This window comes from Natronococcus sp. JC468 (assembly GCF_012163165.1).
Taxonomy (GTDB): Archaea; Halobacteriota; Halobacteria; order Halobacteriales; family Natrialbaceae; genus Natronococcus; species Natronococcus jeotgali.
On sequence record NZ_JAAVUO010000001.1, the window covers coordinates 219,143 to 232,005 of the forward strand.

General features: G+C 67.9%; 14 protein-coding genes. 7 read left to right on the forward strand and 7 right to left on the reverse strand.

Annotation, left to right across the window (positions count from 1 at the left end):
* Positions 1–92: 92 nt before the first annotated feature.
* The 3 genes from artA to GWG54_RS01240 all read left to right on the forward strand — a co-directional run bounded on the left by artA (position 93) and on the right by GWG54_RS01240 (position 2,328).
* Positions 93–1,097 carry an archaeosortase A gene (gene artA / locus GWG54_RS01230; RefSeq protein WP_209438199.1) on the forward strand — a complete coding sequence of 335 codons (1,005 nt, stop codon included), beginning with the start codon at positions 93–95 and terminating at the stop codon, positions 1,095–1,097.
* Positions 1,094–1,816 carry a metallophosphoesterase gene (locus GWG54_RS01235; RefSeq protein WP_167936037.1) on the forward strand — a complete coding sequence of 241 codons (723 nt, stop codon included), beginning with the start codon at positions 1,094–1,096 and terminating at the stop codon, positions 1,814–1,816. The genes artA and GWG54_RS01235 overlap by 4 nt, the downstream gene beginning before the upstream one ends.
* Positions 1,817–1,884: 68 nt before the next feature.
* A complete protein-coding gene (locus GWG54_RS01240; protein WP_167936038.1) occupies positions 1,885–2,328 on the forward strand; it encodes a hypothetical protein in 444 nt (147 codons plus the stop codon).
* Here the strand turns inward: GWG54_RS01240 and GWG54_RS01245 are convergent.
* Positions 2,325–3,602 (reverse strand): NAD(P)/FAD-dependent oxidoreductase, encoded by a 1,278-nt coding sequence (locus GWG54_RS01245; protein WP_167936039.1) that lies wholly within the window; start codon positions 3,600–3,602, stop codon positions 2,325–2,327. The two genes, GWG54_RS01240 and GWG54_RS01245, sit on opposite strands and share 4 nt — an antisense overlap.
* Before the next feature lie 71 nt (positions 3,603–3,673).
* Positions 3,674–3,811, reverse strand: coding sequence for a transporter (locus GWG54_RS01250; RefSeq protein WP_167936040.1), 138 nt, complete (start codon positions 3,809–3,811; stop codon positions 3,674–3,676).
* A 152-nt stretch (positions 3,812–3,963) separates the two neighbouring features.
* Between GWG54_RS01250 and GWG54_RS01255 the strand changes: the two genes are divergently transcribed.
* Positions 3,964–4,755, forward strand: a complete 792-nt coding sequence (locus GWG54_RS01255; RefSeq protein WP_167936041.1) for an N-acyl homoserine lactonase family protein — start codon at positions 3,964–3,966, stop codon at positions 4,753–4,755.
* 100 nt (positions 4,756–4,855) lie between these two features.
* A complete protein-coding gene (locus tag GWG54_RS01260; protein WP_167936042.1) occupies positions 4,856–5,560 on the forward strand; it encodes an SDR family oxidoreductase in 705 nt (234 codons plus the stop codon).
* A gap of 66 nt (positions 5,561–5,626) precedes the next feature.
* Here GWG54_RS01260 and GWG54_RS01265 read toward each other — a convergent pair whose 3' ends face one another.
* The 5 genes from GWG54_RS01265 to GWG54_RS01285 all read right to left on the reverse strand — a co-directional run bounded on the left by GWG54_RS01265 (position 5,627) and on the right by GWG54_RS01285 (position 11,605).
* Complete coding sequence (locus GWG54_RS01265) at positions 5,627–6,640, reverse strand: MBL fold metallo-hydrolase (RefSeq protein WP_167936043.1); 1,014 nt, start codon at positions 6,638–6,640, stop codon at positions 5,627–5,629.
* Positions 6,641–6,710: 70 nt separating this feature from the next.
* Entirely contained in the window at positions 6,711–6,884 is a 174-nt protein-coding gene (locus tag GWG54_RS01270) for a hypothetical protein (RefSeq protein ID WP_167936044.1), read from the reverse strand.
* A gap of 73 nt (positions 6,885–6,957) precedes the next feature.
* Positions 6,958–8,454 carry an Asp-tRNA(Asn)/Glu-tRNA(Gln) amidotransferase subunit GatB gene (gene gatB, locus GWG54_RS01275; protein ID WP_167936045.1) on the reverse strand — a complete coding sequence of 499 codons (1,497 nt, stop codon included), beginning with the start codon at positions 8,452–8,454 and terminating at the stop codon, positions 6,958–6,960.
* A 220-nt stretch (positions 8,455–8,674) separates the two neighbouring features.
* The gene (locus GWG54_RS01280; protein ID WP_167936046.1) at positions 8,675–10,741 is read right to left on the reverse strand and encodes an AMP-binding protein; all 2,067 of its coding nucleotides are present in this window, start codon (positions 10,739–10,741) and stop codon (positions 8,675–8,677) included.
* Positions 10,742–10,747: 6 nt separating this feature from the next.
* The gene (locus tag GWG54_RS01285; RefSeq protein ID WP_167936047.1) at positions 10,748–11,605 is read right to left on the reverse strand and encodes an SDR family oxidoreductase; all 858 of its coding nucleotides are present in this window, start codon (positions 11,603–11,605) and stop codon (positions 10,748–10,750) included.
* A gap of 121 nt (positions 11,606–11,726) precedes the next feature.
* Here GWG54_RS01285 and GWG54_RS01290 point away from each other — a divergent pair, with 121 nt between their 5' ends.
* Together GWG54_RS01290 and GWG54_RS01295 are read left to right on the forward strand one after the other, a co-directional pair.
* Positions 11,727–12,443: a helix-turn-helix domain-containing protein gene (locus tag GWG54_RS01290; protein ID WP_167936048.1), complete on the forward strand. Its 717-nt coding sequence runs from the start codon at positions 11,727–11,729 to the stop codon at positions 12,441–12,443.
* An 84-nt stretch (positions 12,444–12,527) separates the two neighbouring features.
* Positions 12,528–12,836, forward strand: a complete 309-nt coding sequence (locus tag GWG54_RS01295) for a hypothetical protein (RefSeq protein ID WP_167936049.1) — start codon at positions 12,528–12,530, stop codon at positions 12,834–12,836.
* Positions 12,837–12,863 lie beyond the last annotated feature (27 nt).

The window sequence follows — 12,863 nt, forward strand, 5'->3', positions numbered from 1 at the left end:
GCCCCCAGTGCGGCAAAAAAGTACGCAGTCGCCGGGGACCGGTCGGCGAGGCAACAAACTCATGCCAGACGCGTCCGTCGGACAGGACGATCATGTCCGCGCCCTCCGCGCCGTCGGTCGCTTTCGACGCCGTCGCGGTCCTGGCGGGCGGCGAGACGCTCGCGTCGACGCTGCAGGCAACTATGCCGATCGACGCGCTGGCCTGGATCGCCATCGCCGCCTTCGGGATCGCGTTGCTCGTTCGTCGCTCCGACACCGCTTTGCCCGCCCGCCCGCTCGCGGGCGCCGCCTGGCTGCTGTTCGGCGTCTACTGGCTGACGATGGTACCGTACTACTACGCCGACGCGCAGAGCCCGCTCCAGACCGTGCTGGCGCTTGCCGCCCTGCCGCTGTGTGCCTACACCGGCTACCTGCTCTGGAGCGGTCGGGACTCCCTGTTCGTGCTGACCAAGGCCGTCGCGCTCATGGGGCTGATCTATCTGCCCGCCGAGACGATCCCGTTCGTTCGTCAGTGGCTGATCGAGACCACCGCGGTCCAGACCCACTACGGCATGGAGCTGCTCGGGTACAGCCCCGGTCTCAGCGAAGGGGCCGCCGGATACGAGAGCCGGTTCGCCTTCGATCCCGACGAGACGGTGACGGGGCGAACCACCTACATCGTGCTCGCCTGCACCGGGCTCGGGAGCATGGCGATCTTCGGCGGGCTGATCGCCGCGGTGGCGGCCCCGCTGCGCCGGAAGCTGGCCGCGTTCGCGCTCGCGATCGGCGTCATCTGGCTGTTGAACCTCGTCCGAAACGTCTTCATCGGGCTGGCGACTCCCTGGGGGTGGTTCCAGCAGGACGTCGTCGTCTCCTTCGTCACGACCTACCTCGGCGCCGAGGAGGCCCGCGTCTCCTACCTCGTCGCCCACAATTACATCTCCCAGACGCTCTCGGTGGTCGCCCTCGTCGGGATCACCTACCTGGTCGTCAAACTCCTGCCGGAGATCCTCGAGCCCCTCGAGGAGGTCCTGTTCGTGCTAACCGGCACCGAGTACGACCTCGAGACGGCCCTCGGTGCGGACGTCCGGACCGACGGCGGTCCCCGGGATCCATGACCGAGCCCGTCGAGGTTCCCTTCGAACTCGACGGCCGAGCGGTCTACTTCCCCGGCCCGGAGACGCTCGTCGTCGCCGACGTCCACCTCGGGCGCGACGCGACATCGCGGATCGAGGCCCCGCTCGGCGAGGCGACCGACGTCGGCGACCGCCTCGAGGCGTTGCTCTCGGCCCGCGATCCGGAGACGGTCGTGGTCGCCGGAGATCTGTTGCACTCCTTCTCCCGGATTCCCCGGGGCGTCGAGCGCTCGCTCGCCCGGCTCGTCGACCGCGTCGAGGACGCCGGCGCGTCGCTGGTCGTCACGCCCGGAAACCACGACGCGCTGCTCGAGTCGGTCTTCGACGGCGAGACGTTCCCGGCGTACCGGCTGGCCGACGGGGAGACGGTCGTCAGTCACGGTCACGAGCCGCCGTCGGGAGCGGCCGCGGACGCGAGCCGGTACGTCGTCGGCCACGAACACCCGGCGATCGAGATCGACGGACGAAAGCGTCCCTGCTTCCTGTACGAGCCCGCGACGGCGGACCGGGCGGCCACTCTGGTCCTGCCGTCGTTCACCCGTCTCGCGAGCGGTCGGACGATCAACAGGCTCCGATCGTCCGACCTCCAGTCCCCGTTCGTCGACCGCCTCGACGACTGCTATCCCGCCGTCTACGACCGCTCGAGCGGCGACGCCCTCTGGTTTCCGCCGCTCGAAGCGTCGCGGCAATTCCTCGACTGAGTTATAAAATTTAGTGACTGTAACTACGGGAAGACATATACCAGTGCGTTCATATTTTCGGTATTACGATGGCCGAACGCGCGGACCACCGCCCCGTCGCGGACCGACTCGTCTGCCCGAACTGTCCGGCGGACTATCCGACGCCGTTCTCGAGGCGGTACATCAGCTGCCGGCGCTGTGGCACCGAGTTCCTGGCGCCGGACGAGGCCCGCCGCGAGGCCGAACGGGAGCGCGACGAGGGCGGGCTCGAGCCCGTCCGTCGAACCGACGAACCCACCGACGCACGGGTCGGCCGACGCACCGCCGTCGGGCCCGACGGGCGAACCGATCGACGAGACGACGGCCGAACGCCCCGGTTCCTGCGGGCGATTCGGACGGGCGTGCCGGCCGTTGCGCCGGCGTTTACCGCGGTCGCGCTCTCGCTGTGGCTCCTCGGGCTCGCCTCCTTCGAGGTCGCCGCGGCGACCGCCCTGCTCGTGATGAACGGAGTCGCCGTCCGGGAACGCCTCTAGCGGTCCTCGAGTACCGCCCGCGCCGCGACTCGGCCGCTTTTCATCGCGCCCTGGATCGACGACCACCGGGTGTAGTCGCCCGCTAGGTAAACCGGTCCGCCGGGCGTCCGCGGGCCGGGTAACCGCTCGTGGATTCCGGGCGGCTGCGCGAACTGGGCGAACTCGATCCGGTCGGTACGGCGGGTCTCGAGCGCGTCGAACCGTCGATCGGGGTACCACGACTCGAGGGTCTCTCGGGTGGTCGCCGCGAGTTCGTCGTCGCTCTCCTCGCGCTCGCCCAGGTAGGTCGCGCTGATCAGCTCGGTGCCGTCGGGGGCGTACTCCGGGACGACCTCGCTGTGGGGGACGAGGTGGTTCGGCCCGTCCTCGGTCGCGTTCAACAGGAGTCGCTTCCCCGTCTCGAGGCCGGTTCCGCCCGGCAGCTCGTAGTACTGGGTGACGCAGGCGCGCGCGTCGGTGGGGATCGACTCGACGCCGGTCAGCTCCCGGGCCGCGGGCGGGTCGGTCGCGACCACGACCGCGTCGGCGTTGTACTCCTCGCCCACGGCGGTCACCGTCGCTTCCTCCCCGTCGCTCGAGACCGCCGTCACCTCCGTCCCGAACTCGAGGCTGGCGCCGGCGACCCGCGCCTTCTGGGCCAGCTGGGCGGGGATCGCGGCCATCCCGGTCGCGGGCACGGCAGCGCGGCTCGTCAGCAGGGCCCGGAACGTGTACTCGAAGACCCGACTCGACGTCGACAGCGATCGGTCGAGGGTGATCCCGCCGTAGAACGGCGCGACGAACTCCTCGACGAACCGATCCGAGAACCCCCGTTCGCGCAGGAACGACTCGATGGTCGTATCGGGTCCGGGGTCCTCGAAGATCGCCTCCGGGTCCCGCCGGACCAGCTCGAGGGCGAGGCGAGCGATTCGCAGCGCGTCTCCCGTCGAAACGTGTTCGTTGGTGAGCGTCGCGGGCAGCGCCCGCGGATCCCGGATCGGGTCCGACAGCGTCGACCGACTCCCGGGGCGGGCGATACACGCCCCCGGCGCGAACGGGCGCAGGTCAAGGGTGTCGAACTCGAGTTCCTGCCGCACCGTGGGGTAGGACGGAAACAGCACCTGGAACCCACGATCGAACCGAAACCCCTTCCGCTCGTGCGTCCAGACACGGCCGCCGACGTTTCCGGATCGTTCGAACAGCGTTACGTCCAGTCCCGCTCCGGCGAGGTGCCGGGCGGCGACGAGTCCGGCGAGCCCGCCGCCGGCGACGACGGCTCGCGGCGTCTGCGTCATACCCTGTCGTTGGGAACCGACACTGAAAGTCGTACCCGTCGCGGTAGCCGTCGGGGGCGTTCTCGAGCCGGCTACAGCTCCGTCAGCACCCGAAGTGCGATCCCCGCCAGGATCACCGGGACGGCGAGAGCGGCGGTGATAACGGGCGGAACCGGGAGTACTAGCAGCGCCACGCCGACCAGGATGACGACCGTCGAAACTCTGACCATACGCTTCGATACGACGGCGGACGGATACCGCTACGGCAGGCATTTCCAGCGCGGATCCGCCGACCGATCGCCCTCGCGGGAGCGCGGTCCCGGCGCGGCTCGCACGCCCGGCGCGTCGGTACTGATAACTGCCGACCGTCCGTGCGCCCGGTATGGTCGACGCGACCCTCACCCCGATCGAGCGCGGCACGATCACGACCGACGCTAACCACATCATCGAGGGCCACACGGTGGGGACGGCCGCTGACCCCGATCCCGAGACGACGATGGTCGACGGTCCCGTCTACAACCTCGTGATCGATCACCCCGAGGCGACGATCCTCTGGGATACCGGCTCCCACCCCGAGGCCGATTCGGGCCACTGGCCCGCGGAACTGTACGCTGCCTTCGAACACACCGGGCTCCGCCCGCTCGAGGACGACCTCGAGTCGGCGGGGTACGCCCTCGAGGAGATCGACTGCGTGATTCAGAGCCACCTTCATCTCGATCACGCCGGGGGACTGTACGCCTTCGAGGGGACCGACGTCCCGATCGTCGTCCACGAGCGGGAGCTGAAACACGCCTACTACAGCGCCACGACCGACGCGGGCGACGAGGCCTACCTCGCAGGCGACTTCGACCGGGAGCTGAACTGGGAGATCGTCCACGGCGACCGCGAGCAGCGCTTTCGCGACCTCGAGTTCGTCCGTCTGCCGGGTCACACGCCCGGCCTGCTGGGGGTTCGCCTCGAACTCGAGGACGCGGGCACCGTCCTGATCGCGGGCGACCAGGCCTACGTCCGGGAGAACTACGAGGACGAACACCCGATGGGCGGCAGCCTGCTGTGGTCAAAACGCTCCTGGTTCGAGAGCCACCGATTGCTCGAGGAGGAGCGACGACGCCACGACGCGACGATTATCTGCGGCCACGACGAGCGGGACCTCGAGACGCTGCGGGAGCTGTAGCGGTTCGTTGGAGGTGAGTCGACCGTCGGCTTCGAACCCGACTGGGACCGGGTCCGAACAGCGGGCCGATCTTTATCAGGGGTGCCGAGGTAGTGGTCGTATGACCGACCGGAAGGTCGCGGTCGTGACGGCGGCCGGAAGCGGTATCGGGGAGGCGTGTGCCCGGCGACTGACCGAGGACGGGTACACGCCGGTGCTGTTGTCGCCGTCGGGCAGCGCCGTCGAGGTCGCGAACGACCTCGGCGGAGACGGGTTCGAGGGGTCGGTGACCGACCCCGACGACCTGGCGGCCCTCGTCGAGACGACCTACGAACGCTACGGGCACGTCGACGCGGTGGTGAACAACACGGGTCACCCGCCCTCGGGCGACCTCCTCGAGATCTCCGACGAGGAGTGGTACGAGGGGATGGACCTCGCGCTGTTGAACGTCGTCCGTATGGCTCGGCTCGTCACACCGATCATGGACGAGCAGGGCGGCGGGTCGATCGTGAACATCTCCACGTTCTCGGCGTTCGAGCCGTCGCTCGAGTTCCCCGTGTCGTCGGTGCTCCGGGCCGGGCTCGGAAGTTTCACCAAGCTCTACGCCGACCGGTACGCGGCGAAGGGAATCCGGATGAACACGGTTCAGCCCGGGTTCGTCGACAGCTACGACGTCGACGAGGAGACCCGATCGCGAATCCCGATGGGACGGCCGGCGCGAACCGCCGAGATCGCGGACGCGGTCGCGTACCTGCTCTCGCCCGCCTCGAGCTACGTCACCGGTCAGAACGTTCGGGTCGACGGGGGTCTAACGTCGTCCGTCTGAGCTGTAGCCAACCCGTGTGACGGCTATCTCGTCCGTGTTCGCCTTCCCGACGGCTCGGGAGGGAACTTAGACGAGCGCCTCGAGATCGGTCGGCCGCTCCTCGAGGTGGTACTCGCCGTCGGCGTACCCGAGGACACCCTCGTGGCGGAGGTGATCGAGATGGGCGTAGGCCTCGCCGGGGCCGTGAACGATGTGGATCCCCTCGAGGTCGCCGAACAGGTGGGCGCTGACCGTCCAGGCGTCGGCGGGGCCGTGCTCCTCGAGGACGTCGAGGACGTTTTCGGACCGTTCGCGGTGGTGTGCGAGGATCGTTCGCGCGCGCTCGGACGACTCCTCGATGGGGTCGCGGTGGCCCGGCCAGACCCGATCGTACCCCCGGTCGACGAACGTCCGCAGCGTCTCGGCGTACCGCTCGAGGGGACGCTCGACCCTGACGTCGGCGCCGCCGACGTTCGGCGTGTAGACGGGGAGGACGGCGTCGCCGACAAAGGCTTCGCCACCGGTTCGCGATCCCCCGTCGGCCGCCTCGCCGCCGCGGCTCGTCTCCGATCCGTCGCCGATCTCGAAACAGCACAGCCCCGCCGCGTGGCCGGGCGCGTGGACAGTCTCGAGGGTCGTTCCCCCGACCTCCAGTACCGTCCCGTCCTCGATCGGAGTCGGCTCTGCGGACGGCCCCTCGAGGTGGGTCGCGTCCGCGAGGAACGAGCGCAGTTCTGCACGGACGTCCTCGGGGAGGCCCCACTCCTCGAGCAGCGCCTCTCGACGCTCCTCGAGGGCGGCGACGGCCGCCTCGTCCTGTTCGACCAGGGGCGCGTCGGCCTCGTGGACGTACACCGTCGCATCGCTCTCGCGTTGAATCTCGCCGGCCAGTCCCGCGTGGTCGACGTGGAAGTGCGTGAGCACGATATCGTCGACGTCGGCGAACTCGTAGCCCCGCTTGGCCAACCCGTCCCGGAGGTCGGTGCGGATGTCGTCGGTCGCGACCCCGGTGTCGACCAGCGCGAGCTCGTCCCCGTCGGCGAGGACGTAGGCGTTGTTCCGTCCCTCGAACTCCTCGTTACCCAGCGTGATCCTGTCCATACGGGGGAGTCACTCGACGATCGGTGATAACTCGAGCGGTACCGGAACCCGCGTCGGCCGAGTGCGCGAGCTACGGGTCCTCGTTCCGGCGCTCCTCGGCGATCTTCGCGAGTCGCTCGCGCTCGGCCCCCGACGACCGTCGGCGCTGGGGCGACGCGATCGAATCGCCCGATCCCTCGATGCGCCCGTCGGAGTCCTCGACGGCGAGCCACTCGCGGAGTCGATCGATTCCGTTCCGGAGCATACCGGTCCGTTTCGAGGCGACAGGCGAAAAGTGTTGTTGCAGTGATCGTTCACCGATCGACGAATCCGACGGGTCAGTCCTCGAGTTCGGCCCGCAGCAGCTGGTTGACGTCGCCCGGATCCGCGCTCCCCCCCGTCTTCTGCATCACCTGGCCGACCAGGAAGTTGATCGCGCCGTCGTCGCCGGACTCGTAGTCGTCGACGGCATCGGGGTTCTCCTCGACGGCCTCGACGACCGCCCGCTTTACCTCGTCCTCGCCGGTCTTGCCCAGGCTCTCCTCGGCGACGACCTCGTCGGGCGTTCGGCCGTCGTCGAGCATCGATCGCAGCACCGTCTCGCGGGCGTTTTTCGCCGTGATCTCGTCCTCGGCGACGAGTTCGACCAGGCGAGTCACCTCCTCGAGCCGGCCCTCGATGGCGGTGATCTCCATGTCGCGGTAGTTGAGCTCGCCCAGCAGGTTGTCCGCGACCCAGGTGGCGGCGAGGTCGGGGTCGTACTCCCCGGCGACGTCCTCGTAGAAGTCCGCGACCTGCTTGGTCGAGGTCAGCTTCGAGGCCGCCTCGTCGCTCAGACCGTACTCGTCCTCGAAGCGCTCGCGTCTCGCGGTGGGGAGTTCGGGGATGGTGATCTCCTCCTTCCAGCCCGAGACCCGCAGCGGCGGCAGGTCGGCCTCCTCGAAGTAGCGGTAGTCCTTCTCCTCTTCCTTCGAGCGCATCGAGACCGTGATCCCCCGCGACTCGTCCCAGTGGCGGGTCTCCTGCTCGACGGCGCGCCCGCGCTGGATCGCGTTCTTCTGACGGGTCTCCTCGTAGGCTAAGGCCTTCTGGGCGCCCTTGTGACTCGAGATGTTCTTGACCTCCGTGCGGTTGGCCGCGGCCAGCGCCTCGGCGCCGATCTCGGTGGTATCCTCGCCGTCGATCTCCTCGGCGGGGATGATCGAGAGGTTGGCGTCGATCCGCAGGCTGCCGTCCCGTTCGGCGTCGAAGACACCCAGGTACTCGAGGACCTCCTCGAGTTCGGCGAGGAACGCGCGCACCTCGGTGGGGCTGCGGAAGTCGGGCGCGGTGACGATTTCCATCAGCGGCGTCCCCGCTCGGTTGTAGTCGACGAGCGTGTACTCCGCGGAGTCGATCCCGCCGCCACCGCCGACGTGTTGCAGGCTCCCTGGATCCTCCTCGAGGTGGGCCCGCTTGACGGTCACCGTGCGGCGGTCGCCCTCGACGCTGATCTCGAGTTCGCCGTCGGCACAGATCGGCTCGTCGTACTGGGTGATCTGGAAGTTCTTTGGCAGGTCGGGGTAGTAGTAGTTCTTCCGGTGAAAGCGGGTCTCCTCGGGGATGTCGGCGTCGATCGCCTTCCCGACCTTGACCGCGGCCTCGACGGCGGCCTCGTTGAGGACGGGCAGCGCACCGGGGAGGCCGAGACAGACCGGACAGACGTTCTCGTTTGGCTCGTCGCTTTGTTCGGTCGAACAGCCACAGAAGATCTTCGTGTCGGTCTCCAGCTGGACGTGAACCTCGAGCCCGATGACGGTGACGAGGTCGCCCTGCTGGACGGTCTGGGCAGTCATTGGACCTCGGTTCGGGCCCGCGGAGGTAAAACGTAACGACTGGCGATCCCGACCGTCCGCTCGCCTTCCGATCGTGAAGCCGTCGGGGCGCGCGATCGAGGACGCCAGACGAAGGACGGAACGCCGGGAGACGACGGAGCACGACGACCCAACCCGCTCTCCGTCGAGACGCCGTCCCCGATTTATCGGCCTCGAACCGAGCGACGGTTCTACACGGACGTCAGCGCGCGTCCTCGAGGTCCTCGAGCGCGTCGGGGTTCTCGATGCTGCTCATGTCGCCCAGATCCTCGCCGGTGTAGGTCGCCTCGATCGCCCGGCGGATGATCTTGCCCGACTGGGTCTTGGGGAACTCGTCGACGAACAGCACCTCGCGCGGACGGAACGGTTTGCCGAGTTCCTCGCCGACCTGGGCGCGTAGCTCCTCGCGGAGCTCGTCGCTTTCCTCGCGGCCCGCCTCGAGGATGACGTAGGTGACCACGGCGGTCCCGGTGGTGTCGTCGGGGGCGCCGATCGCCGCGGCCTGGTTGACCGCCTCGTGGTCGATCAGCGCGCCCTCGACCTCGGCGGGGCCGACCTTGCGGCCCGCGACATTCAGGGCGTCGTCGGCCCGTCCGTGGAGGAACCAGAAGCCGTCGGCGTCCTTCTGAGCCCAGTCCCCGTGGTTCCACATGTCGTCGAACCGCGACCAGTACTCCTCGAGGTAGCGCTCGTCGCCCGACCACAGCGACTTGGTCATCGACGGACACGAATCGCGGGCGACGAGGTAGCCCCGTTCGTTGTCCTCCCGGACCGACTCGCCGGTGGCGTCGACGATGTCGATGTCCATCCCGAGGCCGGGGCCGCCCAGCGTGCAGGGCTTCAGCGGCTCGGTCGGCATCGGCATCAGGAAACAGCCGCAGATCTCGGTCCCGCCGGAGATGTTGATGATCGGGCACTCCCCGCCCCCGACGTGCTCGTAGAACCACCGCCAGGATTCGGGGTCCCACGGTTCGCCCGTCGATCCCAGCAGGCGAAGCGAGGACAGGTCGTGGCCGGAGAGCCAGTCGTCTCCGTGCTTTCGCAGCGCGCGGATCGCCGTCGGCGAGATCCCGAACTGGGTCAGCTCGTGGCGGTCGATCATCTCCCAGAACCGATCCGGCTGCGGGTGGTCGGGCGCGCCCTCGTACATGAAGACGGTGCCGCCGAAGGTGTGGGTCCCGATCAGTGTCCAGGGACCCATCATCCAGCCGATGTCGGAGACCCAGAACAAGCGATCGGAGGGCTTGAGGTCCATTCCGAAGTAGACCTCCTTCGGACACTGGACCTGCACGCCAGCGTGCGTGTGGACGATCCCCTTGGGTTTGCCCGTCGTTCCCGACGAGTAGAGCAGCATCGACTCCTGGCTCGAGTCGAGCGATTTCGTCTCGTACTCGTCGTCGGCCGCCTCGACGGCGTCGGCCCACCACTCGTCGCGGCCGTCGGTCCAGGGAACGTCGTTCTTACTGGCGTCGCTGCTGGTGTCGAGTCGGTCGAAGACGATCACGTCCTCGACGTAGCCGGCCTCCTCGATCGCCTCGTCGGCCGCCCCCTTGAGGCGGACGGGACTCCCGCGGCGGTAGAAGCCGTCGCCGGTAAACAGCACCGAACACTCCGAGTCGGCGATCCGGGTCGCGGTGGCGTCGACGCCGAACCCCGAGAAGATCGGCACCGCGATCGCACCGACCTTGAAACAGCCGTAGAGGATCGCGGCGACCTCGGGAACCATCGGCATGTAGAGCCCGACCGTATCGCCCGTCTCGATCCCGCGTTCCTCGAGGGCGTTGGCCACCTGATTCGACTGGCGACGAAGCTCGTGGTAGGTGACCTCCCGAACCTCGCCGTCCTCGCCCTCCCAGATCGTGGCGACCTTGTTTCGCCGTTCCTCGTCGCGGGCGGCGTGGCGGTCGACGACGTTGTGGGCGAGGTTCAGCTCCCCGCCGGGGTACCAGTCGGTGAACTGGGGGCCCCCGCGGCTCGCGGTTTCACCGCTCGCATCGTCCGAGGCGCTTCGCGCCTCGCCGTCGTCCCTGACGGTATCGTACGCCTCGTAGAACTCGAGTCCGAGGTAGTCGACCAGCTCGTCCCAGAACCAGTCGACCCCGCTCTCGGGCTCGCCGTCGACCTCGGTCGTCGTGCGCTCGATCAGCTCCTCGTAGTCGTCGATCCCGTACTCCCGCATGAACGCGGCGACGTTGGTCGATTCGACGAACTCCCCGCTGGGTTCGTGGACCACCTCGTCGACGTCCTCGAGACTGGTGTTTCCTGCCATCGTCGCTCACTCGTAGGTTAGCGTCATGCCCCCATCAAACAACAGGTCGCCGCCGTCGAGGTGGCGGCCGAGATCCGAAAAGCCGAGCACGAACAGGTTGCCGACGTCGATCGGCTCCATCATCTCCGTGACCCTGGACTGGCCCAGCATCACGTCCTCGATCACCTCCTGGACGCTGATGCCGCGTTGCTCGGCGGTGTCCTCGAGCTGGGCGGTCACGAGCGGAGTCTTCACGTAGCCCGTGCTCACCGAGAACGCGCGGATCTCGCCGTCGCCCTCGGCGGCGATCGACTGGGTGAGCCCGCGCAGCCCGAACTTCGAGACGTTGTACGCGACCTTGTCGCTGGTGACGTAGTGAGCGTGGACCGAGGCCATGTTCCCCACGCAGCCGCGGCCGTCCTCGGTGTCCCGGAAGTGCGGAACGCAGCGCTTCGAGAGGTAGATCGGCGCCCGAAGCATGATCCGGTGGAGCCGATCGTAGGTCTCCATAGGGAAGTCTTCGATCGAGTCGATGTGTTGCATCCCCGCGACGTTCGCGAGGTACTTGAGATCGCCGAGTTCGGCGGTCTCGGCGACGATCCGTTCGATGTCGTCGTCGACCGTGAGATCGCCCACAATCGGCACGATCTTCCCCTCGAGGTCGAGCTCCGCGCCGCGGGCGACGGTCCCCTCGAGTCCGTCCTCGTCGATGTCCGTGATCGCGACCGTGAGCCCGTTGCCCGCGGCCGCCAGCGCGGTGGCCCGACCGATGCCGGAGCCGCCGCCGGTGACGAGACAGACGTTCCGTTCGGTGAAGGCGTCGTCCGAGATCCTGTGGATGTCGTCGTTCGTGACCGTCGGCGGGCTCACGTGTTCCTGTGACATACCGTGTATCTGGACCGCAACCAGCTAAAGCGGCCCCGTTAACATATCAACGGGCGCCGGTCCGTGACGCGTCGCAAATGCAAACGATTAATATTCTTATTATGCTACTCCGTCTCGTGTGATGATCGACCTCGATCTCGACATGCGGCAGTACGACTGCCCGTTTATCGACACCACCGACGACGTCGACGTCGCCTTCTCGGCGGTCCAGTGGCAGCTCGACACCGACGCCGAGAAACTCGAGACGCGACTCGTCGCGAGGGGGGAATCCGCGGGGGCGCTGGATCAGGGACTTCGGGAGCTCCGGGACCACCCGAACATGCGGGAGTGTTACATCCTCTCGAAGCGCGACGACGTCGCCCAGATCGGGACGACGATCGAGCAGACCAACGCCATGCGGGCGATCCAGCGAAACGACGGCTACATCACCGGCCCGTTTCGGATCGAGGACGGCCGCGAGCGCTGGCACGTCGGGTTCGACGACGACGAGGCCGAGGACCGAACCCTCGCCGAACTCGAGCGCCACAACGACTACGCGGTCGAGGACCGCGACCAGTTCGGGCCGACGACGCTGTTCGATCTGCTCGAGAACTCGGACAGCGCGCGCCGGCTGCTCGAGGGCTGTCGGTCGCTGACCGACACCGAACGGGAGACGTTCGAGGCGGCCTCCCGAAACGGCTACTACGAGACGCCCCGGGAGACGACGCTCGACGAGCTCGCCGACCACTTCGATATCTCGAAAACCGCCGTCTCAATGAACCTCCGACGGAGCGAACGGAAGATCCTGAACGCCGCGCTCGGAGCCATCGAGGAACTGGACGACCGCGGGGAGCGCTGACCCGGCGGCCGATTTCGGTAAGCTACCAGAACTGTTAGTTGTGTCTGACGTACGTTTATGGTTCCGGACCATTCCCTAGGAGGTATGCCGAACAACCGCGTCGAGCAGCTCGAGTCGACCGTCGCGGAACTCGAGTCGACCGTAGAGGGACTGACTAGCGAACTTATCGAAGCGAAAGAACGAATCCGCGTCCTCGAGTCGGAGTTAGACGCCGACACGCCGACGCGCGTTCCGGAGCGACGCAGCGAGGACGGCGAGGCCGTCGAGGAGAGCGCGAGCGCGGAGCCGACCGAGGCCGAGGGCGACGACGTCGACGAGACGGCCGAAGCGACCGACGAGGGCGACGCCGACGAAGCGGAAGACTCAGGTAGCGACGACATTATCGTCGCATAACCGCACGTCCGCACCGACGGTCGACCC